We start from the raw sequence: 25,470 nt of genomic DNA, 5'->3' as shown, positions 1-25,470 counted from the left end.
TCACACCAGCTTCGCGATGTCGGCCAGGAGGGCGCTGATGCGGGGTCCCGCGGCCTGGCCGGCCTCGATGACCTCCGCGTGGGAGAGCGGCGTCGGGCTGATGCCCGCCGCGAGGTTCGTCACGAGCGAGATGCCGAGGACGTCGAGGCCGCAGTGCCGCGCGGCGATGGCCTCGATCGTGGTCGACATGCCGACGAGGTCGGCGCCGACCGCCCGCGCCATGCGGACCTCGGCCGGGGTCTCGTAGTGCGGCCCGGGGAACTGCGCGTAGACGCCCTCGGCGAGGCTCGGGTCCACGCGGCGCGCGAGCTCGCGCAGGCGCGGGGAGTACACGTCGGTGAGGTCCACGAACGTCGGTCCCTCGAGCGGGCTCCGGCCCGTGAGGTTGAGGTGGTCGGAGAGCAGGACGGGCGTCCCCGCGGCCCAGTCGGTGTTCAGGCCGCCGCAGCCGTTCGTGAGGACCAGGGTCTCCGCGCCGGTCGCCGCGGCGGTCCGGACGCCGTGCACGACGGCGCGCACGCCCTTGCCCTCGTACAGGTGCGTGCGCGAGCCGATGACGAGGGCGTGGCGCACGGAGCCGTCCGTGCGCTCGACCCGGATCGAGCGCGTCACGGACAGGTGGCCCGCGACCGCGGTCGCGGTGAAGCCGGGGATCTCGGCGGTGGGGATCTCGGCGACGACGTCGCCCAGGAGCTCCGCGGCGCCGCCCCAGCCCGAGCCGAGCACGAGCGCCATGTCGTGGCCGTCGACCCCGGTCGCCTCGGCGATGTGGTCCGCGGCGGCCCGCGCCACGACGAAGGGATCGGTGCTCGGGTCGTCGAGCGAGGGTGTGCTCGCAGGCGTCGTCGTCATGGTGGCAAGGCTAGTCCTCCGGCGCTGCGCCGACCTGGGGTGCGACGCCCCGGCCGCCCACGGCGGGGACGCGTCGCGCCGGCCGGTCGTCTCGCATCGTGACACGGGCAGGGCGCGCAGCCTGACAGAATGGGCCGCGTGACCCACGAGACCCTCGACCGTCAGGCCACCCGGATCGTCGTCGTGGGAGGTGGTCCCGGCGGTTACGAGGCGGCTCTCGTCGCGCGCCGCCTCGGGGGCGACGTCACGGTCGTCGAGCGCCAGGGCATGGGCGGCGCGGCCGTCCTCACGGACGTCGTCCCGTCGAAGACCCTCATCGCGACCGCCGACTGGATGACGATCGCCGAGCGTGCCGCCGACCTCGGCATCCGCCTCCCGGTCGACACGGCCAAGGCGCAGCACCCCGCGATGCGCCGCCACATCGTCGACCTCGACGCCGTCAACACGCGCGTCATGGCGCTCGCGGCGGCGCAGTCCGCGGACATCCGGGCGCGCCTCGAGCGCGAGGGCGTGCGCGTGGTCACGGGGGCCGGCCGGCTCGACGGTCCGTCGCGCGTCGTGGTCGAGAGCGGCGACGGTGCCGGCGGGGACCGCACCCTGGACGCCGATGTCGTCCTCCTCGCGCTGGGCTCCACGCCGCGCACGCTGCCCACCGCGCAGCCCGACGGCGAGCGCATCCTCACGTGGACGCAGCTCTACCGCCTCACGGAGCTGCCCGAGCGCCTGATCGTCGTCGGCTCCGGCGTCACGGGCGCCGAGTTCGCCGGCGCGTACAACGCGCTCGGCTCGGACGTCGTGCTCGTGTCCAGCCGCGACCGCGTGCTCCCGGGCGAGGACGCCGACGCCGGCGAGCTGCTCGAGGGCGTCTTCCGGTCGCGGGGCATGACGGTCATGTCGCGCTCGCGGGCCGAGTCCGCGACCCGCACGGCGGACGGCGTCGAGGTCACGCTCTCCGACGGCCGCGTGATCGCCGGCTCGCACGTGCTGCTCGCGGTCGGGTCGGTCCCCTCGACGCGGGGGATCGGGCTGGAGGAGGCCGGGGTGCGCCTGGCCCCGAGCGGGCACGTCGAGGTCGACAAGGTCTCGCGCACGTCGGTGCGCGGGGTCTACGCGGCGGGCGACTGCACGGGCGTCCTGCCCCTCGCGTCGGTCGCGGCGATGCAGGGGCGCGTCGCGATGTCGCACGCGCTCGGCGACGCGGTCGCGCCGATCAAGCTCCGCACGGTCGCGGCGAACATCTTCACCGCTCCCGAGATCGCGACCGTGGGGTACAGCGAGGAGCAGCTCAAGGCGCAGAGCAGCAAGTACGTCACGACCACGCTCCCGCTCGCGCGCAACCCGCGCGCGAAGATGCTCGGCATGCGCGACGGCTTCGTCAAGCTCTTCGCGCACCCCGAGGCGGGGGTCGTGCTCGGCGGCGTCGTCGTCGCGCCGCGGGCGAGCGAGCTGATCTTCCCCATCACGCTCGCGGTGTCCCACCGGCTGACGGTCGACGACGTCGCGTCCGCCTTCACGGTGTACCCGTCGCTCTCGGGGTCGATCGCCGAGGTGGCGCGCATGCTGCACCACCGGCAGGACTGAGCGCCCGGGTCGTCGGCGCTACAGCCTGGCCGCGGCCCGCAGCGTGCCGTCGGCGAAGGCGAGATCGGTGATCTCGAGACCCGGGAGCGTCCCGGCGAGGCCGGCCGCGAGGAGCGCCTGCACGTCGATCGCCAGCCGGGCGTCGGGCAGCACGCGGACCGCGTCGGCCGGCAGTCCCTTCGACCGGAGCGCGCCCTGGAGGGGGCCCTCGGCCAGGCCCAGCAGCTTGTGCGCGGGGAGCCCGGCGGCGCTCGCCTCGACGGCGACGACCGCGGTCCCCGCGACGAACGACTCGACGTGCAGCGTCCCGCGGACGACCGGGACGAGGCGCGTCGCCAGGCGCAGGGCCGACGGCGGGTCCGGCACCTCCCGCAGGTCCACGACGACGCGCACGTCGTCGCCCTCGCCGGTCACCGACCGCACGAACGGGGGCAGCGCCCCGGACGCGCGCGCCAGCTCGACGGCCTCGGTCACGCTCAGCTCGATGCGCATCCGCCGACCCTAACCCGCGCCGGTCCGGCTCGCGGTCGTCAGCCCGTCGCGCGGATCTCGGTGAGCAGCGGACGGTGGTCGGACGCCGTGTCGTCGAGCACCTCGAACGACCGGAACGTCACCGGCGGGGAGCCGAACACCCAGTCGATGCGGTGCGCCGGGGCGACCGCCGGCGACGTGAGGTCGGCCGGGTCGCCCGCGGCGTCCTGCCCGCTCTCCAGCCCCTGGTCCTCGAGGAGCGCGATCTCCTCCCACCGCGGTTCGGCGTTGAGGTCGCCGGCCAGGACGTACGCGCCCTCCACCGGCTCGGCGGCGAGGAGCGCGTCGAGCTGGTCGAGACGCGTCGGCGTGTTGTCCTCGCGGTGCTGGAGATGGACCGACGTGACGCGCAGCGGCACGCCACCGGCGTCCACGGTCGCGGAGAGCGCGGACCGCTGCTGCGGGCCGGCGCCGAAGGGGAGCGCGTGGCGCTCGACGTCGACGAGGTCGCCCAGCGCGGGGTCCCAGAGGAGGACGTTGACGAACTGCCGGTCGGCCGCGGGCGCCGCGACGAACCGCATGCCGGTCTCGCGCGCCAGGTGGGCCGCCATGTCGGCGCCGCCGCCGAGGACCCAGCCGCGCGAGACCTCCTGGAGCGCCACGACGTCCGCGCCCGAGCCCTCGATCGTCGCCACGACCTCGTCGAGCCGTACCGAGGGGTCGGCGCTCACGCCGTAGTGCAGGTTCCAGTCGAGCACGCGCAGGAGCCCGGGCTCGCGGTCCGCGGTGGCGCCGGACGTCGGCGTGAGGACCTGTGCCGTCCCGACGAGCGCGAGCACGGCGACGGCTCCCGCGACGGCGACGAGCGTGACGCGGTCCCTGTTCACCGTGGCCGCCGCGGTCGGCGGGGTCGCCGTACTCGGCGGGGCCGCGGTACCAGGGGCACCCACGGCGCGCGCCGTGCGGTGCGCGGTGACGACGGCGACGACCGCGAGCACCGCGGCGGCACCGACGGGCACCCACCCGTTGCGGAACGGGAGCGGCACGTCGTAGTCGATCTGGTAGCCGAGGACCGGGAGCGCGACACCCAGCCCCGCGAATGTGGCAGCGCCCGCGAGGCGCAGCCAGGTGACGTCGCGCGCCGGGCGGTCGAGGCACAGCGCGAGGGTGGCCGCGGCGGCGGGCACGAGGAGCGTGAGGAGCACGACGAGTGCCCAGCCTCCGACGGTGCCCGGTCCGTCGAGGCGCGGGACGGCGAGGAACGTCACCGCGACGCCACCGACGAGCAGCACCGGTGGCCCCCAGACGGCGACGAGCCGCCCGGCGCCCCGGTCGCCCCGGGCGACACGCACGAGCCACGGCACCGCCCAGGCCGTCACGAGCGCGGCGGCGGCGAGCGCCGCGACCGCCGGGGCGAGCGCGACGCCGGACTGCGAGGCGACGAAGGCCGGGTTCGCGAGCGCCTGCACGACCAGCGCGAGGAACGGGCCGAGCAGCCAGAGCCCCCGGGCGCCGGGCCACGCGGCGCGGTCCCGCGCGACCCACGCGCACGCGAGCGCCCCGAGACCGACCGCGACCGTGAGGGCCCAGGCGAGGAACCCGCTGCGCCAGTAGGCGTCCCACGTGCCGAGGACCGCGCTGAGCGCCGCGGCGAGCAGGGCGCCGAGCGTCACGCCGAGAGCGACGAGACCGCCGCGCGCGCGGCCGCTCGCCGGAGGGTGGTCGGGGAGGGGGCCCCCAGGCGGCCGGGGCCGGGTGCCGCTCGCGAACGCGGCGACGACCACGAGCGCGGCGATCCCCAGGGCGACGGTCGCGAGCCCGACGCCGTAGCGCACGAGCCCGAGGTCCGCGCCCCCGGCGATCGCGGTGCCGAGGCCCTGGAGCGCGAGCCGCGCGACGACGAGGGCGGCGACCGCGAGCAGCACGACCCTGCCCGTGATCTCGAGCCGGGCGGCGATCATCACGACGAGGAGGCCCGGCGCGGAGTAGGTCGCGAGGGCCGTGAGCGCGACGGTCGAGATCCCCGCGGCGAACGCGTGGTCGAGGAGGGGACCGCTCGACCGGACCAGCTCGACGACGAGCGCGGTCACGAGGACGAGCAGGACGAGGACGGCGCGACGAGGGTCCCGGTCCGGCCGGGCCGGTGGCACCGGCGTGCCCGAGGTGTCATCGGTGGGGGTGGGGGGAGCCTGCGGCGTCGCGCTCACGGGTCCGAAGGTACCGGGCGCCCGGTGGGCCCGCGACGTCCGTACCGGCGCCCGCCCGCCGTGGCGCTCGTGCCGCCCGGTGCCGGGATGTGATCCGTGCCACACTGGGAGATCGGCTGCGACGGCGCGCCGCCACCTCGGCGCGCGAGGAGGAGACGTGGACCGCACGACCCGGACGCTGGGCGCCACGAACGCCACGAGCGCCACGAACGCGAGGAGGGGCGCGAGGATCCCCGCCGCGCCGGACAGCACGGCCGTGGACCGCGACGGGACCGGCACCCGGCCCGCCGGCGCGCCCGGGACGCCTCCCGTCGTCGGGCACTGGGTCGGCGGCACGCTGCGCACGGACGCCGACCGGCACGCCCCGGTGCACGACCCCGCGCGCGGCACCGTCTCGGGCCGCGTCGCGCTCGCGTCCGCGGAGGACGTCGACGCCGCCGTGTCGGCTGCCCGCGAGGCGTTCCCGGCATGGCGCGCGACGAGCGTCTCGCGCCGCGTCGAGATCCTCTTCGCGTTCCACCAGCTCCTCGTGGAGCACCGGGAGGAGATCGCGGCGGTCGTGAGCGCCGAGCACGGGAAGGTGCTCTCCGACGCCGCGGGCGAGGTGGCCCGCGCGCTCGAGTGCGTGGAGTTCGCGTGCGGCATCGGCCAGCTCCTCAAGGGCGGGTACACCGAGCAGGCGTCCGCGGGCGTGGACGTGCACGAGGTGAAGCAGCCCCTCGGGGTCGTCGCGTGCGTCACGCCGTTCAACTTCCCGGCGATGGTGCCGCTGTGGATGATCCCGAACGCGATCGCGTGCGGGAACACGGTCGTGCTCAAGCCGAGCGAGCGCGACCCGTCGGCGTCGCTCGTCGTCGCCCGGCTGCTCCAGGAGGCGGGGCTGCCCGACGGCGTGGTGAACGTCGTGCAGGGCGACCGCGTCGCCGTCGAGCGGCTGCTCGAGCACCCCGACGTCGAGGCCGTGAGCTTCGTCGGGTCGACGCCGGTCGCGCGGTACGTCTACGAGACCGCGTCGCGGCACGGCAAGCGGGTCCAGGCGCTCGGCGGCGCGAAGAACCACATGGTCGTCCTCCCCGACGCCGACGTGGACGTCGCCGCCGACGCGGCCGTCTCCGCGGCGTACGGCTCGGCGGGCGAGCGGTGCATGGCCGTCTCGGTGCTCGTCGCGGTCGGCGCCGTGGCCGACCCCCTCGTCGAGGCGATCCGGGAGCGGGTGGGGCGCCTCGTCGTCGGGCCGGGGGACGACCCGGCGTCGCAGATGGGCCCGCTCATCACCGCCGAGCACCGCGACCGCGTCGCCGCCCGGGTGGCGACGGCCGAGGCCGAGGGGGCGACGCTCGTCGTCGACGGTCGTCCCGGGCCGGGCTCCGCCCGTGACGGAACGCCGGGCGCCGCCGACCTGACGGCGGGCTTCTTCCTCCGTCCGACGCTCGTGGACCACGTGCGACCCGAGCACACGGTCTACCGCGAGGAGATCTTCGGGCCCGTGCTGTCCGTCGTCCGCGCCGACACCTACGACGAGGCCGTGGGACTCGTGAACGACAACCCGTACGGCAACGGCGCGGCGGTCTTCACGCGCGACGGCGGCGCCGCACGCGCGTTCGCGGTCGACGCGCGCGCCGGGATGATCGGCGTGAACGTCCCCATCCCGGTCCCCGTCGGCTACTACTCGTTCGGCGGGTGGAAGAGCTCGCTGTTCGGCGACCTGCACGTCTACGGACCCGAGAGCGTCCAGTTCTACACGCGCACGAAGGTCGTCACGACGCGCTGGCCCGACCCGGCGACGTCCGCCGTGGACCTCGGCTTCCCGCGGACGCGGTGACGGGACGGCGGTCGAGCAACCACCCACCAGCCACGGTGACCGGAGAGGAGGGACGCGTGACGACGGAGGACCTCGCGCACGGGGCGACGGCGCGGTCGGTCTCGCGCACGCGCGCCGACGACCGCTACGTCTTCCACTCGTGGTCCGCCCAGGGCGCGATCTCGCCGCTGCCCGTCGCAGGCGGCGAGGGCGCGTGGTTCTGGGACGAGGACGGCGACCGCTACCTCGACTTCGCGTCCCAGCTCGTCAACCTCAACCTGGGCCACCAGCACCCGCGCCTCGTCGCCGCGATCCAGGCGCAGGCGGCGCGGCTCGCGACGGTCGGCCCCACGTTCGCGAACGACGTCCGGGGAGAGCTCGCGCGGCTGCTCGTCGAGCGCGCGCCGGGTTCGGCGGGCTCGGCGGGCGGCGACGCGTCGGGCGACCGTCCGTGGCGCGTGTTCTTCACGAACGGCGGCGCGGACGCCGTCGAGAACGCGGTGCGGCTCGCACGCCTGCACACAGGACGCGCCAAGGTGCTCTCCGCCTATCGGTCGTACCACGGGAACACCGGCACGGCGATCACCCTCACGGGCGACCCGCGACGCTGGCCGAACGAGGTCGCGCCCGACCCGCAGGTGCGCCACTTCCTCGGCCCGTACACGTACCGCTCGGCCTTCGGCGCGCGCGACGACGCCGAGGAGGGCGAGCGCGCGCTCGTGCACCTGCGCGAGGTCGTGACCCTCGAGGGGCCCGGGACGATCGCGGCGATCCTGCTCGAGACGGTCGTCGGGACGAACGGAGTTCTCGTCCCGCCCGACGGCTACCTCGCGGGCGTGCGCGCGCTGTGCGACGAGCACGGGATCCTGCTCGTCACCGACGAGGTGATGGTCGGCTTCGGCCGGGTCGGGGAGTGGTTCGCCGTCGACCGCTGGGGCGTCGTGCCCGACCTCGTGACCTTCGCCAAGGGCGTCAACTCCGGGTACGTGCCGCTCGGCGGCGTCCTCATCGCCGAGCACGTCGCGCGGACCTTCGACGACCGCGTGTTCCCGGGCGGGCTCACCTACTCCGGCCACCCCCTGGCGTGCGCCGTCGCGGTCGAGTCGATCCGCACGTTCGAGGACGACCGGATCCTCGAGCGGGTCCGCCGCCTCGGCGACGACCTGGTCGGTCCGCGGCTGCGCGAGATCGCCGCCCGGCACCCGTCCGTCGGCGAGGTGCGCGGGCTCGGGTTCTTCTGGGCGGTCGAGCTCGTGCGCGACCGGGAGACGCGCGAGCCCTTCGTCCCGTTCAACGCGAGCGGACCCGCCGCCGCGCCGATGGGGGCGGTCGTCGCCGCGGTCAAGGAGCGCGGCGTGTGGCCGTTCGTCCACTTCAACCGCCTGCACGTCGCGCCGCCGCTCGTCACGTCCGCCGACGACCTCGAGCACGGCCTCGCCGCGATCGACGCGGCGCTCGACGTCGCCGACGACCACATCGGGAAGCCCAGGACGAAGGAGGGGTCATGACCACCGTGCGCGCCGCACTCACGCAGGTCCGCTGGACCGGCGACAAGGAGTCGATGATCGACGTCCACGAGAAGCACCTGCGCGACGCCGCCGACCAGGGCGCGCGGCTCGTGTGCTTCCAGGAGCTGTTCTACGGCCCGTACTTCTGCCAGGTGCAGGACGCCGCGTACTACGCGTACGCCGAGTCCGTCCCCGGGCCGACGGTCGAGCGGTTCTCGGCGCTCGCGGCCGAGCTCGGGACCGTCGTCGTGCTGCCGGTGTACGAGGAGGAGCAGCCGGGCGTCCTGTACAACACCGCCGCCGTGATCGACGCCGACGGGCGCTACCTCGGCAAGTACCGCAAGACCCACATCCCGCACGTGCGCGGGTTCTGGGAGAAGTTCTACTTCCGCCCCGGCAACCTCGGCTACCCGGTGTTCGACACCGCGGTGGGGCGCGTCGGCGTCTACATCTGCTACGACCGGCACTTCCCCGAGGGGTGGCGAGCGCTCGGGCTGAACGGCGCGGAGATCGTGCTCAACCCCAGCGCGACGAGCCGCGGGCTGTCCAACTACCTGTGGCGGCTCGAGCAGCCCGCCGCCGCCGTCGCCAACGAGTACTACGTCGGCGCGATCAACCGCGTGGGCGTCGAGGACCTCGGCGACGACGACTTCTACGGCACGTCGTACTTCGTCGACCCCGAGGGGTCGTTCGTCGGGGACACGGCCGACGCCTACGAGGAGGAGCTCGTCGTGCGGGACCTCGACCTCGACCTGCTCCGGGTCGTGCGCGACCGCTGGCAGTTCTACCGCGACCGCCGGCCCGACGCGTACGACGACCTCACCCGGCCGTGACCGCCGGCGCGCGTGACGACCGGACGGCCGCACCGACCCGCACCGCTCGAGAGGAGACCACGCGATGCCGCACACGCTGATCCGCGGAGGAACCGTCGTCGGGCCCACGGGCTCGACGCTCGCCGACGTGCTCGTCGACGGCGAGCAGGTCGCCGCGCTGCTGCGGCCCGGGGACACGAGCCTCGGCGCCGACCTCGCCAGGAACGCCGAGCGCGTCGTCGACGCGACGGGCAAGTACGTCGTCCCGGGCGCCGTCGACTGTCACACGCACATGGAGCTGCCGTTCGGGGGCACCCACGCGTCCGACACGTTCGAGACCGGGACGCGCGCCGCGGCGTGGGGAGGCACGACGACGATCGTCGACTTCGCGGTGCAGCGCACCGGCGAGCGCGTCCAGGACGGGCTCGCCGCGTGGCACGAGAAGGCCGCCGGGCGGTGCGCCGTCGACTACGGCTTCCACCAGATCCTCGGGGGCGTCGACGACGACGCCCTCAAGGCGATGGACGAGCTCGTCGACGAGGGGATCACGAGCTTCAAGCTCTTCATGGCCTACCCGGGCGTGCTCTACAGCGACGACGGGCAGATCCTGCGGGCCATGCAGAAGGCGCGCGACAACGGGTCCGTGGTCATGATGCACGCCGAGAACGGCATCGCGATCGACGTGCTCGTGCGGCAGGCGCTCGACCGCGGCGACACCGGCCCGTTCTTCCACGGCACCACGCGGCCGTGGGAGACCGAGGAGGAGGCGACGCACCGCGCGATCATGCTCGCGCGGCTCACGGGCGCACCGCTGTACGTCGTGCACATGTCCGCGAAGCAGGCCGTCGAGACGCTCGCGCGGGCCCGCGGCGAGGGGTGGAACGTGTTCGGCGAGACGTGCCCGCAGTACCTCTACCTGTCGCTCGAGGAGCAGCTCGCGGCGCGCAGCGAGGAGTGGGGCGACCTCGAGGGCGCGAAGTGGGTGTGCTCGACCCCGCTGCGCTCGCGCGCCGAGGGCCACCAGGACGAGCTGTGGCGGTACCTGCGCACCGGTGACCTGTCGGTCGTGAGCACCGACCACTGCCCGTTCTGCATGAAGGAGCAGAAGGAGCTCGGCCGCGGCGACTTCTCGAAGATCCCCAACGGGATCGGCGGCGTCGAGCACCGGCTCGACCTGCTCTACCAGGGCGTCGTCGACGGGAAGATCTCGCGCGAGCGCTGGGTCGAGCTGTGCTGCACGACGCCGGCGCGCATGTTCGGCCTCGACGGCCGCAAGGGCGTGATCGCGCCGGGTGCCGACGCCGACGTCGTGGTCTACGACCCGGCCGGGCACACCTCGATCGGGTACGACACGACGCACCACATGAACATGGACCACTCCGCGTGGGAGGGGTTCGAGGTCGACGGGCACGTCGACGTCGTCATGTCGCGCGGCCGGGTCCTCGTGGAGGACGGCGCGTACCACGGGAGCCCCGGTCACGGGCAGTTCCTGCGGCGCGGGCTGTCGGCTTACCTGCGCTGAGGGCGTCGCCGGGCGCGGCCGCGCCGGGACCGATCGAGGAGGACGCGTGGACCTGGGAGTGGTGCTGCAGAACGACCCGCCGGCGTGGCGGGTCGTCGACCTCGCCCGCCAGGCGGAGACGTACGGGTTCAGCCACGTGTGGACGTTCGACTCGCACCTGCTGTGGGAGGAGCCGTTCGTCGTGTACTCCCAGATCCTCTCGGCCACCCACCGGGTCACCGTCGGACCGATGGTCACGAACCCCGCGACGCGCGACGTCACGGTCACGGCGTCGCTCTTCGCGACCCTCAACGAGATGTTCGGCAACCGGACGATCTGCGGGATCGGGCGCGGGGACTCCGCCGTGCGCGTCATCAACGGGCGCCCCGTGACCCTGGCCGAGCTCCGCGAGGCGATCCGCGTCATCCGGGGTCTCGCGTCGGGCGAGGCCGTCGAGTACCGCGGCGCGACGCTGCGGCTGCCGTGGAGCCCCGGCTCCCGGCTGCCGGTCTGGGTCGCCGCGTACGGGCCCAGGGCGCTCGCCCTCGCGGGCGAGGTGGGTGACGGGTTCATCCTCCAGCTCGCGGACCCCGACGTCGTGGCCTGGTCGGTCGCCGCGGTGCGCGCTGCCGCCGAGCGCGCGGGCCGCGACCCGGACGCGGTGAGCATCTGCGTCGCCGCGCCCGCGTACGTGACCGACCCGGCGGCGTCGGGCACGGACGGCGTGCTGCGCCACGCCTACGACCAGTGCCGCTGGTTCGGCGGGATGGTCGGGAACCACGTCGCCGAGATCGTCGCGCGCTACGGTCCGGGCGGCACGGAGGAGTCCGCGGGCGTGTCGATCCCCGCCGCCCTCACGGCGTTCGTCGCCGGGCGCGACGGCTACGACTACAACGAGCACGGCCGGGCCGGGAACTCGCACACGGCGTTCGTCACGGACGAGATCGTCGACCGGTTCTGCCTGGTCGGTCCGCCGGAGAGGCACGTCGAGCGCCTGCGCGAGCTCGCCGCGCTCGGCGTCGACCAGTTCGCGGTCTACCTCCAGCACGACGCGAAGGACGAGACCCTGCGCGCGTACGGCGAGACGATCGGTCCCGCGGTGCGCGACCTCGGACCGGCGCGGGTGTAGTCGGGAGCGGCGCGTCAGGCCTGCGGCGAGCCGTCGAGCAGGGCGCGCAGCGGCGGCCACGCGTCGGCGAAGGCCGGGAGCAGAGGGAGCCCCGCGACGTCGTCGACGGGGACCCACCGCACCTCGACGCTCTCGGCGTCGGTCGCGGTCGGTGCGAGGTCGGCTCCGTCGGCCACCTCGGCGACGACGGTCGTGTAGCGCCACGGGCCGTGGTCCAGCACGCGCTCCCCGAGGACGCGCACGGTGTCCGGGTCGATGCCCGCCTCCTCGTGCGCCTCGCGCAGCGCGCCCTGCTCCGGCGTCTCGTCGGGCCCGACGGCGCCGCCCGGCACGCCCCACGTCCCGCCCTGGTCGCTCCACGGCGCGCGGTGCTGCAGGACGACGTCGCGCGCCCGGCCGTCCGCGCCGCGGCGCGCGAGGAGCAGCCCTGCCGCGCCGAACAGACCCCAGTGCCGCCGGCCGCACGCGCACTCGACCCACCCGTCGCCGGGCTGCAGATGGCGGGAGACGGGGCGCGGGGTCGCCCGGGTCGCGGGGCGGTGGGGATCGTCACGGTGCCATGCTGCCAGGCGGTGGTGCGCCGGACGCGAGCGTCCCGCCGACGGCGCGCCGCGGTGGTCGCGCGGGCACGTAGGCTCTGCCCCTTGTGAGCGAAGGACGGGGCATGGGCCGGGTCGTGGAGGTCGTCGTCCCGCGGCGCATGGGGACGAGCTTCCGCTGGCTCGTCGGGTCGTCGTGGACGAGCAACATCGGGGACGGGATCGCGCTCGCCGCCGGCCCGCTGCTCGTGCAGTCGCAGACGGGATCGGCGTTCCTCGTCGCGCTCGCCGCGCTGGTCCAGCGGCTGCCGTGGCTCCTCTTCGGGCTGTGGGCCGGTGCGATCGCCGACCGGGTCGACCGGCGCCTCCTCGTCGTCGGGGCGAACCTCGCGCGGGCGGGAGTCGTCGGCGTGCTGTGCGCCTTCGTCGCCACGGGGCGCGTCGGCATCGGCGTCGTGCTCGCCGCGCTCTTCTGCCTCGGCGTCGCCGAGGTCTTCGTCGACACGACGGCCAGCACGCTGCTGCCGATGCTCGTCGACCGTCGGGACCTCGGCACCGGCAACGCGCGCCTCCAGGCAGGCTTCCTCGTGGGCAACCAGCTCGTCGGGCCACCGGTCGGCGCGTTCCTCTTCGCGGCCGGGATGGTCTGGCCGTTCGTCGTGCAGGCGGTCTGCATCCTCCTCGCGGTGCTGCTCGTCGCGCGCATCGCGACGACGCCCGGTCCTGTCCGCGAGAGCCGCACCCACGTGCGCCAGGACATCGCCGAGGGCGTGCGCTGGATCCTCGGCAACCCGCCGGTGCGCACCCTCGCGCTCGTCATCCTCGCCTTCAACATCACGTGGGCCGCGCCGTGGGCGGTCCTCGTCAAGTACGCGATCGACCACCTCGCCATGGGCGAGGTCGGGTTCGGGCTGCTCACCACGGCGTCGGCCGTCGGGGGGATCGTCGCCATCGGCTGCTACGGGTGGCTCGAGCGGCACGTGCGCCTCGCGACCCTCATGCGCGCGTGCCTGACGCTCGAGGTGCTCATGCACGCGGCGCTCGCGCTCACCACGTCCGGCACGGTCGCGATCGTCCTCATGGGCGTGTTCGGGCTCTACGCGTTCGTGTGGGGGACGGTGTCGAGCACCGTGCGCCAGCGTGCGGTGCCGACCGAGCTCCAGGGGCGCGTCTCGGCCGCCTACATGGTCTGCGTGTACGGCGGGGTCGTCGTGGGGCAGCTCCTCGGCGGGATCCTCGCCGAGGCGTGGGGGATCACCGCGCCGTTCTGGTTCGCGTTCGCCGGGGCGGGACTGACGCTGGCGCTCGTGTGGCGCCAGCTGACGAACGTCGCCCACGCCGGCGAGGCAGGACCGGCCGCGTCGCCCACGCGGTAGGCACAGGTCAGGGAAAGTCGTGGACCGGTGTCGGTGGCTCGGGCGAGGATGTCCGGGTGAGTCATACGCCGTACGAGAACGACGCGCCCACGGGCGACCACCCCGCCGACGGCACGACCCCCGAGCCCGCGGGCGACGTGCCCGACGACGTCGCCGCGCTGCCCCGCTGGCGGCGCGACGCGGCGGTCTTCCTCTCGGGCCAGACCGTCTCGCTGTTCGGGTCGATGCTCGTGCAGTACGCGGTCCTGTGGCACCTGACCATCGAGACGAAGTCGGGCTCGGTGCTCGCGCTGAGCACGCTCTTCGGCTTCCTCCCGCAGGCCGTCGTGTCCATCTTCGGCGGCGTGTGGGCGGACCGCGTCAACCGCAAGGTGCTCATCGTCGCGGCCGACGCGACGATCGCCCTCACGACCCTCGCGCTCGCGCTGCTCATGCTCGGGGGCTCCGACGACCTGTGGCTCATCTACGCCGCGCTCGCGATCCGCTCGACGGGCGCGGGCATCCAGACCCCGGCGGTCGCGGCGCTCCTGCCCCAGATCGTGCCGACGAGCAAGCTCCTGCGTGTCAACGGCATCAACCAGTCGATCCAGTCCGCCATGATGCTGCTCGCCCCGGCCGTCGCGGCAGCGGTCTACGCGAGCGCGTCGCTCGTCGCCGTGTTCTTCGTCGACGTCGTCACCGCCGCGATCGGCATCGGGCTGCTCCTGCTCGTCCCCGTCCCGACGCTCGCGCACGCCCGCGCCGGGGCGGACCGCGCCGGGTACTTCGACGACCTCGTCGAGGGGTTCCGGTACCTCGGCTCCCACGCGTTCGTCCGGTGGGTCCTCGGGCTCTACGCGGCGATCTTCCTGCTCATCGTGGCGCCGTCGTACCTCACGCCGCTCATGGTCGCCCGCTCGTTCGGCGAGGAGGTGTGGAAGCTGACCGTCAACGAGGTCGCCTTCTCCGTCGGCATGCTGCTCGGCGGCGTGCTCCTCGCCACGTGGGGAGGGCTGAAGAACCGCATCGCGATGATGGTCGGCGCGACGTTCGTCTTCGGGATCCTGTCCGTCGCGATGGGGCTCTCGACGAACATGTGGGTGTTCTTCACCTTCATGTTCCTGCTGGGCCTGGCGGTGCCGCCGTTCTCGACGACGTCGATGACGATCCTGCAGGAGACGGTCGAGCCGGAGCGGCAGGGGCGCGTCTTCGGGTTCGTCGGGATCGTCATGGCGGTGTCGATGCCGCTCGGCATGGTCGTCTTCGGTCCCCTCGCGGACCGCTTCACCGTCGAGTCGCTGCTCGTCGTCTCGGGGATCCTCATGTTCGCCGTCATCGCCGTCGCCGTCGCCCTGCCGTCGGGACGTCGGGCGATGCGCGCCGCGGGGCAGCACGCGGTCGCCGAGCCGGCGGCCGTCACCGCGAGCCGCGACCGCGACTGACGTCCGCCCCGCCACGTCCGGGACGCGCGGGGAGGCGCCTCAGTCGACGATCTCGCAGATCGCGGTGCCGGCGCTCACGCTCGCCCCGGCGCTCGCGACGAGCGACCGCACCGTCCCGGCGCGGTGCGCGAGCAGCGGCTGCTCCATCTTCATCGCCTCGAGCACGACGACGAGGTCGCCCTCGGCGACCTGGACCCCGTCCTCGACCGCGACCTTGACGATCGTGCCCTGCATCGGCGACGCCAGGGTCGTGCTGGACGAGCCTCCGTTGGAGCGCGCCGCGGCACGGCGGGCGGGACGACGCGCGGCGTTCGCGCTGCGGGCGCGACCGGCGGCCATGCCGAGCCCGGCCGGGAGCACGACCTCGAGCCGCTTGCCGCCGACCTCCACGACGACGCGCTCGGTGGCCGGGGCCTCGTCGCCCTCGTCGTCCGACGTCGCGGAGGACGCCGGCGCCAGCGAGGCGAGGGTGTCGGCGAACTCGGTCTCGATCCAGCGCGTGTGCACGCGGAACGGCCCGTCGCCCGCGGGCACGAACGCCTCGGCGTCGAGCACGGCGCGGTGGAACGGGACGACGGTCGGGATGCCCTCGATCTCGAGCTCGCGCAGCGCGCGGCGCGACCGCTCGACCGCCTGCCGGCGCGTGGCACCCGTGACGATGACCTTGGCGATCATCGAGTCGAACGCGCCGGAGATCGTGTCGCCCTCGACGACGCCCGAGTCGACGCGCACGCCCGGACCGGACGGGAAGCGCAGGGTCGAGATGCGGCCCGGCGCGGGCAGGAAGTTCGCGGCCGGGTCCTCGCCGTTGATGCGGAACTCGATCGAGTGCCCCCGCGTGGCGACGGACGTGTACCCGAGCGGCTCGCCCGCGGCGATGCGCAGCTGCTCACGCACGAGGTCGATGCCGCTGATCTCCTCGGACACGGGGTGCTCGACCTGGAGACGCGTGTTGACCTCGAGGAACGAGATGGTGCCGTCGGCGCCGACGAGGAACTCGCACGTGCCCGCACCGACGTACCCGGCCTCGCGCAGGATCGCCTCGGACGCCTTGTAGAGCTCGGCCTCCTGCTCGGCGGTGAGGTACGGCGCGGGTGCCTCCTCGACGAGCTTCTGGTGCCGCCGCTGGAGCGAGCAGTCGCGCGTGGACACCACGACGACGGTGCCGTGCTCGTCGGCGAGGCACTGCGTCTCGACGTGGCGCGGGGTGTCGAGGTAGCGCTCGACGAAGCACTCGCCCCGCCCGAACGCGGCCACGGCCTCGCGGACCGCCGACTCGTAGAGCTCGTCGATCTCCTCCGCGACGCGCGCGACCTTGAGGCCACGGCCGCCGCCGCCGAACGCGGCCTTGATCGCGATCGGCAGGCCGTGCTCGGCCGCGAAGGCGTGCACCTCGCTCGCGTCGGCGACGGGGTCGGACGTGCCCGGGACGAGCGGCGCGCCGGCGCGCTGTGCGATGTGGCGCGCGCTCACCTTGTCGCCGAGCGCGTCGATCGCGGCGGGCGGCGGGCCGATCCACACGAGACCGGCGTCGATCACGGCCTGCGCGAAGCCGGCGTTCTCCGCGAGGAAGCCGTACCCGGGGTGCACCGCGTCGGCACCGGAGCGCCGCGCGACGTCCAGCAGCTTGTCGACGTCGAGGTAGGTCTCGGCCGCGCGGGCGCCGCCCAGCGCGAACGCCTCGTCGGCGACGCGCACGTGCAGGGCCTGACGGTCCGGGTCCGCGTAGACCGCGACCGACGCGACGCCGGCGTCGGCGCACGCGCGGGCGATCCGGACGGCGATCTCGCCGCGGTTCGCGATGAGGACCTTGGTCAGGGGGCGGGAGGGGTTCGCGGGCACGGCTCACGGTAACGCGTGGCCGGACCGCCGATCACGCTCCGGCGCCCGGTACCGGACAAGATTGGAGATGCGGCCAAGGCGCGTCCGGGGTGGTTGGAGGAAACCTCCATAGCGATCCCCGTACGGGAGCCTCGCGCGACACGAGGTTGTCCGGCACCGACAACTCCGCGCGCTCGTGAGGGCTCAGCCGCGGAGCTCGTGCCAGGCCACGCCGACCTCGTCGAGCATCTCCCGGACGAGCGGCAGGCTGATGCCGACGACGTTGTGGTGGTCGCCCTCGATGCGCTCGACGTACGGGCCGCCGATCCCGTCGACGGTGAACGCCCCGGCGACGTGCAGCGGCTCGCCCGTCGCGACGTAGGCGTCGATCTCCGCGTCGGTCAGGTCGGCGAAGTGGACGGTCGTCGAGGCGGTCGCGCCCAGCGTCGCTCCGGTGCCGCCGTCGTCGTGGTGGCGCAGGTCGACCAGCCAGTGGCCGGTGTGCAGCACGCCCGCGCGTCCGCGCATCGCGCGCCACCGCTCGCGCGCGTCGTCGGCGTCGCGCGGCTTGCCCAGGATGTCGCCGTCGAGCTCGAGCATCGAGTCGCACGCGACGAGGAGGTCGGCGTCGGCACCGTCGGCAGCTGCTCCGTCCACGGCGTCGTCCGCGCCGGCCTCGGCGTCGAGGACGCGCGCGACCTCCTCGGCCTTGGCGCGCGCCAGCACGAGCACGGCGTCGACGGGGGCGAGGTCGCCGTAGCGCTCCGCCGCGTCCCGCAGGACGGCGTCCTCGTCGACGTCGGACACGCGGACCGCCGGGTCCACGCCGGCCGAGCGCAGGGTCGTCAGGCGGGCAGGGGAGCGCGAGGCGAGCACGAGTCGGAGCACCCGCGCAGACTACCCGCCGCGCTGGTGCCACGAGCTGCCGACAGCCGTGTCAGTGGTCCGATGCCCAGTCGTCGGGCCGGAGCGGGGTGAGCGGTGGCATCGTCTCGCCGGGGACCGACCGCAGCCATCACTGCCACCCGCTCCGCTACAGTCCGAGCATGTCGAGGTTCGCATCGGGGCGCTGCAGCGTTGCCATCGCAGTGGTGTTCGGTGGTGCGGCCCTGGGCGGTTGTGCGGGGGTACCCGCCGGTTCTCTCGTCGCCGCACCAGCCGCCGATGCCGAGCCGGCCCAGGTGGTCCAAGCGGTCGTCGACGCCGTCAACGACCGCGATGCGGAGCTCGTCGCAGAGATAACGACGTCGGGCTTCCTCGACAGTTTGGAACGGACCTGGCTGGCCCACGGGTACCTGACCGAGGCGACCATCGGCGCGACGGTCGATGATGCGGGCACAGGAACTGCGTACGACGAGGCGAACACCGCTGCGGTGAACCTGACATTCACGCCCGAACAGGCCGACAGCTCGATGACGAACGGGGAGCCAGTCACCTGGGCCGTCCTGCTCGTGGAGCAGGGCGGCCGCTGGGTGGTCTTTGACATGGGAGCCGGCTAGGGCGCGTCTCCGTCATTCCGGGTGAGGCTCGCGGTGCTCTTGGCAGGGGCGTGTGCGTGATCGTCTGGAGTGATGGGCTGGCTTGCCGAGGGCCGCTACGCTCCCGCCCATGCGTCCGCCGCCAGCGCTCGATCTGCTTCGCTCCGGGCTTGAGTTCAGGGTCATGGGAGCGCGTGGTGCAGTGGCGAGCCTCTGGCGGCTCCTGCGAGGGCGCCATGGCGCGTTCACACGAGGAGAGGTCAGTGCGCGTGCGGTGCGACTCACCGCTATGTGGGAGCGCAGGTGGCCCGCTGTGGAGCCGCTGAGTCACATGGTGCGGGTCGAGTACCCCGACCGGTGGGTCCGGTTTCACAGCCTGAGCGAGTCGAGGCGATACGCGGAGAACGCGACCGACGACGAGGAGATCCTGCGACGGCATCGCACCGTCCTGCACGAGTTGCTCGGCTCTGCCGACTCCCGCGTCTGGAACGGCCTGCACGTGATCGGCGTCGACTGGGACTGGCGGGACGTGGCCGCGGGCTGGTCGAAGCGTCACCTGCCAGGGGCTTGGCCCTGGCGGATCAGCGATCCAGACGGCGACGACGGCCAGAGCTACCTCTGGGCAACGTCAGATCTGTCAGAGCAGGAGATCGAGGCACTCCTGCTCAGGGCAGCAGACGGCCAGTCTCACATCGTCATCGGCGCTCACGATCTCTCGTGGCTCTACTGCCCGTACGGCGGCGGAACCGACGTTCTGCTCCCGAGCACGGTCGAACGCGACGCCCTGAGAGGGCGCCACGCCGACTGGCTGTCGTCGTATCCAGGCGGACTCTGAACCAACCAGCGGCCCGGAGCGTCAAGGCTGAGGTAGCGAGGAGCGTCCTCGGTCGGTTCGCCGCAGAACGCACAGAGGTACCCAGGGTGGCTCACCGGCCGATCAGTCATGCTCGTGACCGTGAGTACTCCTCAGGACAGCAGCACGGCCGCGACGACGAGCACGACGGGTGACGCGAGCGTCGTGACGAGGATCGTGTCGCGCGCGAGGATCTCGCCGCGGCCGAACCGCGCCGCGTAGTTGTAGACGTTCTGGGCCGACGGCAGCGCGGCGAGCGTCACCGCGGCGGCGACCGCGGCGTCGTCGAACCCGAAGGCGTACCGCGCGACGACGAAGACGACGAGCGGCATGACGAGCAGCTTGACGCCGCTCGCGACCCAGACCGCCGCGCGCGCCTCGCCGCGCCGCAGCGGCCGGGTCCCGTGCAGCGACATCCCGAACGCGAGCAGGATCATCGGGATGGCCGCGCCGCCGAGGATGTCCAGCGGCGCCATGACGGCGACCGGCGGGGTCCAGCCCGTCAGCGAGACGACGGCGCCCGCGGCCGACCCGAGGATGATCGGGTTGCGCACGGGCTGCGCGAGGACGAAGCGCCACGACATCCGGCCGCTCGTCGTCGCGTCGAGGACGAGCAGGGCGACGGGCGCGAGGACGAGCAGCTGCAGCAGGATGACCGGCACGACGGCGGTCGCGTCGCCGAGCACGTAGACCGCGACGGGCAGGCCGATGTTGTTCGCGTTCACGTAGCCGGAGCCGACGGCGCCGACGGTGGCCTCCGGCGCGGGCAGGCGCAGCCACAGGCGGTTCGCGAGGACGAACACGCCGGCGGCCACGACGGCGCCCACCGCCGCGACCGCCAGCGGCGCCTGGACGAGCGCCGCGACGTCGGCCCGCGCGAGCACCGTGAACAGGAGAGCCGGGCTCGCGACGAAGAAGCCCACCTGGTTGAGCGCGGTCCTCGCGTCCGGGCCCCCGATGCGCAGCCGCGCGCACAGGTACCCGGCCGCGACGACCACGGCGATGATCGCGAAGCCGACCAGGACGTCCGTCACGCGTCAGGCCAGCGCGCCGCGCAGCACGTCCAGACCGACGGAGCCGAGGTTGAGCGCGCGCTCGTGGAACGCCTTGACGTCGAACGTCTCCCCGCGAGCCTCGGCGGCCGCGCGGGCCGCGTCGCGGGTCTGCTCCCACAGGCGCTGGCCGACCTTGTACGACGGCGCCTGGCCGGCCCACCCGAGGTAGCGGTCGAGCTCGAAGCGCACGAAGGACTCGGGCATGTTGACGTTGGCCCTGAGGAAGGTCCACGCCTTGTCCGCGTCCCAGATCCCGCCACCCCACTCCTCGGGCGCCGGCAGGCCGAGGTGGACGCCGATGTCGAGCACGACGCGCGCCGCGCGCATGCGCTGGGCGTCGAGCATGCCGAGCCGGTCGCCGTCGTCCTCGAGGAAGCCCAGGTCGGCCATGAGGCGCTCCGCGTACAGGGCCCAGCCCTCGCCGTGTCCGGAGACCCAGCACGCGAGGCGGCGCCACGTGTTGAGCGTGGCCCGCGCGTACACCGCCTGGCCGCACTGGAGGTGGTGGCCGGGGACGCCCTCGTGGAAGACCGTCGTCTTCTCGCGCCACGTGTTGAACTCCGTGACGTCGGCGGGGACCGACCACCACATGCGGCCGGGGCGCGAGAAGTCGTCGCTCGGCGGCGTGTAGTAGATCCCGCCGGTCTGGGTGGGCGCGATCATGCACTCGAGGTCGAGGACCGGCGCGGGGATGTCGAAGTGCGTGCCGTTCAGCGCCGTGATGGCGGCGTCCGAGGTCTCCTGCATCCAGGACCGCAGGGCGTCGGTGCCCGTGAGCGTGCGGGACGGGTCGGCGTCGAGCGCGGCGACGGCGTCCTCGACGCTCGCGCCGGGGCCCGCGATCCGCTGCGCGATCTCCTCCTGCTCAGCGACGACGCGCGCGAGCTCCTCGAGCCCCCACGCGTACGTCTCGTCGAGGTCCACCTCGGCGCCGAGGAACGTCCGGGAGAGCAGCGCGTACCGCTCGCGCCCGACGGCGTCCTCGGTGCGCGCCTGCGGGGCGAGCGTCGTCTCGAGGAAGTCGGCCAGCCGCCCGTACGCCTCGCGCGCCGCGGCGGCACCGCGCTCGAGCTCGGCGCGAACGAGCGAGCACGCCGAGGAGTCGTCGAGGACCGCCGCGGCCTCCTCGCCCTGGACGAAGGTCGTGAAGAACGAGGTCTGCGCGTCGGCGAGCTCGCGCGACTGCTGCACGCCGATCCGGACCTGGCGGATCGCGGCGACGTCGCCGCGCGACGCGGCCTCGGCGAGCGACGCCATGTACCCGTCGACCGCGCTCGGCAGCCCGTTGAGGCGGGCCGCGACGTTCTCCCACGCCTCGACCGTGCCTGTCGGCATGAGGTCGAACACGTCGCGCAGCTCCTGCACGGGCGACGCGATGTTGTTGAGGCTCGCGAGCGTCTCGCCGGCCTCGTGCAGCTCCAGCTGGAGCCCGACGCGCTCGCGCATCGCGGCGAGGGTCACGCGGTCGACGTCGTCGACGGGCTCGAGGCCGTCGAGCTCGCGCAGCACCGCGCGGTCCGCCTCGGCGCGGGCCTCGTGGCCGGCGGGGGACAGGTCGGTCACCAGGTGGTCGTACCCGGTGAGGCCCATCGCCGTCGCCTGGAACGGGTCGAGCTCCGCGAGACGTGTCGTGTAGGCCTCGGCGACGGCGTCGATCGCGGTCGGCTCGCGGGTCACGGCGGGAGCGGCGGCAGGGTTACCGGAAGGGGTGGTGTCGGTCACGCCGCAGAGCCTACTCGCGCCGGCCCGGCTGCCTGCAGGTGGTCAGGCGCCGGGGCCCTGGTCCGGCGGCGCCTCGTGCCCGGCCGTGTGCGCGTCGTCGTCCCTGTCAGGCGTCCCCAGCGCGGCGAGGAGGTCGTCCGCCCAGTCCCGGTGGTAGCGCACGAGCAGGACGCCCGTGGCGTCCTCGTCGTCCCGAGCGTGCCAGACGGCGAGCGGGTCGCCTGCGCGCGGGCCGACGACCCCCGCCGGCACGACGACGCGCACCGGCCGGGAGAAGGTGTCGCCCGACGCGGGGGTCACGGTGAGAAGGCCGGCGACGGGAGCGTCCGTCGGTCGTGCCGACGGCGACGGCTCGGCGTCGCGTCGAGCGTCCGTGCCGCTGCCCGGCACCGGGCCCGTGGGCGTGAACGTGCCCGTCGCGCGGACCGGTGCGTCGAGCAGCGCCCGACGTCCCCGTCCGACCGCGGCCGCGCCGCGGTCGTCCAGGTAGCGCACGAGCGCGAGGAGCGCGGTCACGGCCAGCCCGATCGTCGCGGCGACGACGACGGCCTCGGGCACGGGCCAGTCGCGGCCGACCGCGAGGCGCTGGTAGACGATGAGGGCGACCGTCGGGACGAACGCGACCGCCCAGCCCCAGCGCCGCCAGGCGGCGACCCGGTCGGGCGCGGGGAGCGACGTCGGGTCGGTCTCCACCGCGTCCGGGGACGCCGGGAGCTCGACCAGGACCGATCGCACGGGCAGCCGGCGGATGCGCGCGCCGGCGCTCACGAGTGCAGGCTCCAGCGCCACGCGTCCGCGTTGTGGCGGCCCGACCGGCCGCCGAAGCTCTTCGCCGTCGCCCCGGCCCCGGTGCCGCGCAGCCCGCGGACGCGGTTGGTCCACTCCTCGACGGGTGCGACGTCGTCGGGCAGGTCCGACGCCGCCGCAGCGGCCGCGAGGCCCGCGACCAGCGCCGCGACCTCGACCTCGTCGGGCGTGCCGCGCACGACGCGCACGCTGGCACCGCGCTCCTCGGTCACCGGCCGCCCTCCGTCCCGTCGTCCTCGTCGTCCAGGTCGTCGAGCGCGTCGCCGCGCGACGCCGTCCACTCCACGACGTCGAAGCCCGAGTCCACGAGCCGCGCGACCACGGCGGAGCCGGCGTCGTCGAGGAGGCCGACCACGTCGTCGAGACCGACGTCCGTCGTCCCCGCCGGCGGTGCGACGACGAACCCGAGGTAGAACTCCTCCGCCACCTCGTCGCGCGACGTCTCGTCCCGCGGCGCAGCGTCCTCCGCGCCCTCCTCGGGCTCCCACACCGACGACGTGAGGTCGGGGTGCATGCCGAGCGACCCGTGCAGCGCGTCGAACAGGCGCGCGTTGAGCGTCCCGACCCGCTCCTCGAGCGCGAGGATGCGCGGGTCCTCGTCGGCCTCGTGCGCGCCGAACTCGGCGCGCACGCCGACCGCCGCCCCGACGTACTCGTGCAGCGCCGCCGCGAGGGCGTCGACCGCGGCGTGCATCGGCGCCGGGTCGACCGACCCCAGCGGGGCCGGCCCGTGCGTCGCGTCCTCGTGGCTCATGCGCGCTCCCTCCCCGTCGTGCGTGCCTGATCGTGCGTCCCGGCGCTCACAGCGGGATGTTCCCGTGCTTCTTCGGGGGCAGGCTCGCGCGCTTGGTGCGCAGCGCCCGCAGCGCGCGCACGACCTGCACGCGCGTCTCCGACGGCCGGATCACCGCGTCGACGTAGCCACGCTCCGCGGCGTCCCACGGGTTGACGATCGCGTCCTCGTACTCCGTGACGAGCCGCGCGCGCTCCGCCTCCACGTCCTCGCCCGCCTCGGCCGCCCGCTTGAGCGCGGCGCGCTGCAGGATGTTCACCGCGCCCCCCGCGCCCATGACGGCGACCTGCGCCGTCGGCCACGCGAGGTTGACGTCCGCGCCGAGCTGCTTGGACCCCATGACGATGTACGCGCCGCCGTACGCCTTGCGCGTGATGACGGTGACGAGCGGGACAGTGGCCTCGGCGTACGCGTAGATGAGCTTCGCGCCCCGGCGGATGATGCCCTGGTGCTCCTGGTCGACGCCCGGGAGGAAGCCCGGCACGTCGACGAGCGTGAGGACGGGGATGTTGAACGCGTCGCACGTGCGCACGAACCGCGCCGCCTTCTCCGCGGCGTCGATGTCGAGCGTCCCGGCCATCGACAGCGGCTGGTTCGCGACGACGCCCACCGACTGGCCCTCGACGTGCCCGAACCCGACCACGACGTTCTTCGCGAACAGCGGCTGCACCTCGAGGAACGCGCCCTCGTCGAGCACGTGCTCGATCACCGTGCGCATGTCGTAGGGCTGGGAGTCGGAGTCGGGGACCAGCGCGTCGAGCTCGAGGTCCTCGTCGGTCACCTCCAGCTCCGTGTCCTCCGGCGGGAACGACGGCGCGTCCGAGAGGTTGTTCTGCGGCAGGTAGGAGACGAGGTGGCGCACGTAGTCGATCGCGTCGTCCTCGTCCGTGCCCATGTAGTGCGCGACGCCCGACGTCGAGTTGTGCGTCAGCGCACCGCCCAGCTCCTCGAAGCCCACGTCCTCGCCCGTCACCGCACGGATGACGTCCGGGCCCGTGATGAACATGTTCGACGTCTTGTCCGCCATGACGATGAAGTCCGTCAGCGCGGGGGAGTACACGGCACCGCCCGCGCTCGGGCCGAGGATCAGCGAGATCTGCGGGATCACGCCCGACGACGCGACGTTGCGCCGGAAGATCTCCGCGAACTGCGTGAGCGCAGCGACGCCCTCCTGGATGCGCGCACCACCGCCGTCGCTGATGCCGATCAGCGGGACGCCCGTGCGCAGCGCGAGGTCCTGCACCTTGGTGATCTTCTGGCCGTGCACCTCGCCGAGGCTCCCGCCGAACACCGTGAAGTCCTGGCTGTAGACGCAGACCTGGCGCCCGTCGATCGTCCCGTGACCGACGACGACGCCGTCGCCCGCGAGCCGCTTCTTCTCCAGGCCGAAGTTGACCGAGCGGTGCTTCGCGAACGCGTCGAGCTCGACGAAGCTGCCCTCGTCGAGCAGGGCGTCGATCCGCTCGCGCGCCGTCTTCTTGCCGCGCGCGTGCTGCTTCTCGCGCGCCGCCTCCTCGGGGACGGCCGTCGCCTCGGCGCGCCGGCGGTCCAGGTCGGCGAGCTTCGCGGCCGTCCCGGTGAGGCGGGAGGCGTCGCCGTCCGCGGTCGTCACGGGCGCGTCGGTCGTCGTGGCAGGTTCGGTCACGACGTCGAGCCTAGTTGGTGGGTCGGACCACCTCGATGCGGTCCTCGCCAGCGCGGTGGGGCGCGACGTTGGTGGATGTCGACAAGCGTCGCGTCGTC

22 protein-coding genes are annotated in these 25,470 nt (G+C 74.1%); 10 read left to right on the top strand and 12 right to left on the bottom strand.

Annotation, left to right across the window (positions count from 1 at the left end):
• Complete coding sequence (locus ACWPWV_RS19120) at positions 1 to 852, bottom strand: purine-nucleoside phosphorylase (protein ID WP_454044463.1); 852 nt, start codon at positions 850 to 852, stop codon at positions 1 to 3.
• Between the two features lie 129 nt (positions 853 to 981).
• On the opposite strand from ACWPWV_RS19120, the gene ACWPWV_RS19115 reads away from it, so the two are divergent.
• On the top strand, positions 982 to 2,433 hold the full coding sequence (locus ACWPWV_RS19115; protein ID WP_454044462.1) for an NAD(P)H-quinone dehydrogenase: 1,452 nt from the start codon (positions 982 to 984) through the stop codon (positions 2,431 to 2,433).
• 18 nt (positions 2,434 to 2,451) lie between these two features.
• Here ACWPWV_RS19115 and ACWPWV_RS19110 read toward each other — a convergent pair whose 3' ends face one another.
• Complete coding sequence (locus ACWPWV_RS19110; protein WP_454044461.1) at positions 2,452 to 2,925, bottom strand: hypothetical protein; 474 nt, start codon at positions 2,923 to 2,925, stop codon at positions 2,452 to 2,454.
• A 38-nt stretch (positions 2,926 to 2,963) separates the two neighbouring features.
• Positions 2,964 to 5,111, bottom strand: a complete 2,148-nt coding sequence (locus ACWPWV_RS19105; RefSeq protein ID WP_454044460.1) for an endonuclease/exonuclease/phosphatase family protein — start codon at positions 5,109 to 5,111, stop codon at positions 2,964 to 2,966.
• Positions 5,112 to 5,367: 256 nt separating this feature from the next.
• Between ACWPWV_RS19105 and ACWPWV_RS19100 the strand changes: the two genes are divergently transcribed.
• The 5 genes from ACWPWV_RS19100 to ACWPWV_RS19080 all read left to right on the top strand — a co-directional run bounded on the left by ACWPWV_RS19100 (position 5,368) and on the right by ACWPWV_RS19080 (position 11,862).
• Entirely contained in the window at positions 5,368 to 6,933 is a 1,566-nt protein-coding gene (locus ACWPWV_RS19100; RefSeq protein WP_454044606.1) for a CoA-acylating methylmalonate-semialdehyde dehydrogenase, read from the top strand.
• Between the two features lie 56 nt (positions 6,934 to 6,989).
• Positions 6,990 to 8,420 (top strand): aminotransferase class III-fold pyridoxal phosphate-dependent enzyme, encoded by a 1,431-nt coding sequence (locus tag ACWPWV_RS19095; RefSeq protein WP_454044459.1) that lies wholly within the window; start codon positions 6,990 to 6,992, stop codon positions 8,418 to 8,420.
• Complete coding sequence (locus tag ACWPWV_RS19090; RefSeq protein ID WP_454044458.1) at positions 8,417 to 9,253, top strand: nitrilase-related carbon-nitrogen hydrolase; 837 nt, start codon at positions 8,417 to 8,419, stop codon at positions 9,251 to 9,253. Before ACWPWV_RS19095 ends, ACWPWV_RS19090 begins: the two co-directional genes overlap by 4 nt.
• Before the next feature lie 64 nt (positions 9,254 to 9,317).
• A complete protein-coding gene (hydA, locus tag ACWPWV_RS19085) occupies positions 9,318 to 10,754 on the top strand; it encodes a dihydropyrimidinase (RefSeq protein WP_454044457.1) in 1,437 nt (478 codons plus the stop codon).
• Between the two features lie 46 nt (positions 10,755 to 10,800).
• Entirely contained in the window at positions 10,801 to 11,862 is a 1,062-nt protein-coding gene (locus ACWPWV_RS19080; protein ID WP_454044456.1) for a TIGR03842 family LLM class F420-dependent oxidoreductase, read from the top strand.
• A 14-nt stretch (positions 11,863 to 11,876) separates the two neighbouring features.
• Here the strand turns inward: ACWPWV_RS19080 and ACWPWV_RS19075 are convergent, their stop codons facing one another.
• Positions 11,877 to 12,239, bottom strand: a complete 363-nt coding sequence (locus ACWPWV_RS19075; RefSeq protein ID WP_454044605.1) for an NUDIX domain-containing protein — start codon at positions 12,237 to 12,239, stop codon at positions 11,877 to 11,879.
• A 287-nt stretch (positions 12,240 to 12,526) separates the two neighbouring features.
• Here ACWPWV_RS19075 and ACWPWV_RS19070 point away from each other — a divergent pair, with 287 nt between their 5' ends.
• Positions 12,527 to 13,777, top strand: coding sequence for an MFS transporter (locus ACWPWV_RS19070; RefSeq protein WP_454044455.1), 1,251 nt, complete (start codon positions 12,527 to 12,529; stop codon positions 13,775 to 13,777).
• Positions 13,778 to 13,833: 56 nt separating this feature from the next.
• Complete coding sequence (locus ACWPWV_RS19065) at positions 13,834 to 15,198, top strand: MFS transporter (protein ID WP_454044454.1); 1,365 nt, start codon at positions 13,834 to 13,836, stop codon at positions 15,196 to 15,198.
• A 39-nt stretch (positions 15,199 to 15,237) separates the two neighbouring features.
• On the opposite strand, the gene ACWPWV_RS19060 is transcribed toward ACWPWV_RS19065, so the two are convergent.
• Together ACWPWV_RS19060 and ACWPWV_RS19055 are read right to left on the bottom strand one after the other, a co-directional pair.
• The gene (locus ACWPWV_RS19060; protein WP_454044453.1) at positions 15,238 to 17,040 is read right to left on the bottom strand and encodes an acetyl/propionyl/methylcrotonyl-CoA carboxylase subunit alpha; all 1,803 of its coding nucleotides are present in this window, start codon (positions 17,038 to 17,040) and stop codon (positions 15,238 to 15,240) included.
• 183 nt (positions 17,041 to 17,223) lie between these two features.
• Entirely contained in the window at positions 17,224 to 17,907 is a 684-nt protein-coding gene (locus tag ACWPWV_RS19055) for a Maf family protein (protein WP_454044452.1), read from the bottom strand.
• Positions 17,908 to 18,065: 158 nt separating this feature from the next.
• Between ACWPWV_RS19055 and ACWPWV_RS19050 the strand changes: the two genes are divergently transcribed.
• Together ACWPWV_RS19050 and ACWPWV_RS19045 are read left to right on the top strand one after the other, a co-directional pair.
• The gene (locus ACWPWV_RS19050) at positions 18,066 to 18,518 is read left to right on the top strand and encodes a hypothetical protein (RefSeq protein WP_454044451.1); all 453 of its coding nucleotides are present in this window, start codon (positions 18,066 to 18,068) and stop codon (positions 18,516 to 18,518) included.
• Positions 18,519 to 18,828: 310 nt separating this feature from the next.
• Entirely contained in the window at positions 18,829 to 19,332 is a 504-nt protein-coding gene (locus ACWPWV_RS19045; protein WP_454044450.1) for a DUF3885 domain-containing protein, read from the top strand.
• A 131-nt stretch (positions 19,333 to 19,463) separates the two neighbouring features.
• Here the strand turns inward: ACWPWV_RS19045 and ACWPWV_RS19040 are convergent, their stop codons facing one another.
• Genes ACWPWV_RS19040 through ACWPWV_RS19015 form a run of 6 tightly spaced genes read right to left on the bottom strand, consistent with a single transcriptional unit; the run spans position 19,464 to position 25,339 of the window.
• Entirely contained in the window at positions 19,464 to 20,384 is a 921-nt protein-coding gene (locus ACWPWV_RS19040) for an AEC family transporter (RefSeq protein WP_454044449.1), read from the bottom strand.
• A gap of 3 nt (positions 20,385 to 20,387) precedes the next feature.
• Positions 20,388 to 22,127: a DUF885 domain-containing protein gene (locus ACWPWV_RS19035; protein WP_454044448.1), complete on the bottom strand. Its 1,740-nt coding sequence runs from the start codon at positions 22,125 to 22,127 to the stop codon at positions 20,388 to 20,390.
• Positions 22,128 to 22,169: 42 nt separating this feature from the next.
• Positions 22,170 to 22,895 (bottom strand): hypothetical protein, encoded by a 726-nt coding sequence (locus ACWPWV_RS19030; protein ID WP_454044447.1) that lies wholly within the window; start codon positions 22,893 to 22,895, stop codon positions 22,170 to 22,172.
• Entirely contained in the window at positions 22,892 to 23,146 is a 255-nt protein-coding gene (locus ACWPWV_RS19025; protein WP_454044446.1) for an acyl-CoA carboxylase epsilon subunit, read from the bottom strand. Before ACWPWV_RS19025 ends, ACWPWV_RS19030 begins: the two co-directional genes overlap by 4 nt.
• Positions 23,143 to 23,688, bottom strand: coding sequence for a hypothetical protein (locus ACWPWV_RS19020; RefSeq protein ID WP_454044445.1), 546 nt, complete (start codon positions 23,686 to 23,688; stop codon positions 23,143 to 23,145). Before ACWPWV_RS19020 ends, ACWPWV_RS19025 begins: the two co-directional genes overlap by 4 nt.
• Positions 23,689 to 23,734: 46 nt before the next feature.
• On the bottom strand, positions 23,735 to 25,339 hold the full coding sequence (locus ACWPWV_RS19015; RefSeq protein ID WP_454044604.1) for an acyl-CoA carboxylase subunit beta: 1,605 nt from the start codon (positions 25,337 to 25,339) through the stop codon (positions 23,735 to 23,737).
• Positions 25,340 to 25,470 lie beyond the last annotated feature (131 nt).

This window comes from Cellulosimicrobium sp. Marseille-Q8652, from assembly GCF_965112045.1.
This window is presented reverse-complemented; position numbering and strand designations above follow the sequence as displayed.

Excerpts from the sequence above, each read along its gene's own strand:
- ACWPWV_RS19120 (WP_454044463.1), bottom strand. The coding sequence starts at position 852 with ATGACGACGACGCCTGCGAGCACACCCTCGCTCGACGACCCGAGCACC.
- ACWPWV_RS19115 (WP_454044462.1), top strand. The coding sequence starts at position 982 with ATGGGCCGCGTGACCCACGAGACCCTCGACCGTCAGGCCACCCGGATC.
- ACWPWV_RS19110 (WP_454044461.1), bottom strand. The coding sequence starts at position 2,925 with ATGCGCATCGAGCTGAGCGTGACCGAGGCCGTCGAGCTGGCGCGCGCG.
- ACWPWV_RS19090 (WP_454044458.1), top strand. The coding sequence starts at position 8,417 with ATGACCACCGTGCGCGCCGCACTCACGCAGGTCCGCTGGACCGGCGAC.
- hydA (WP_454044457.1), top strand. The coding sequence starts at position 9,318 with ATGCCGCACACGCTGATCCGCGGAGGAACCGTCGTCGGGCCCACGGGC.
- ACWPWV_RS19070 (WP_454044455.1), top strand. The coding sequence starts at position 12,527 with ATGGGCCGGGTCGTGGAGGTCGTCGTCCCGCGGCGCATGGGGACGAGC.
- ACWPWV_RS19050 (WP_454044451.1), top strand. The coding sequence starts at position 18,066 with ATGTCGAGGTTCGCATCGGGGCGCTGCAGCGTTGCCATCGCAGTGGTG.
- ACWPWV_RS19045 (WP_454044450.1), top strand. The coding sequence starts at position 18,829 with ATGGTGCGGGTCGAGTACCCCGACCGGTGGGTCCGGTTTCACAGCCTG.
- ACWPWV_RS19020 (WP_454044445.1), bottom strand. The coding sequence starts at position 23,688 with ATGAGCCACGAGGACGCGACGCACGGGCCGGCCCCGCTGGGGTCGGTC.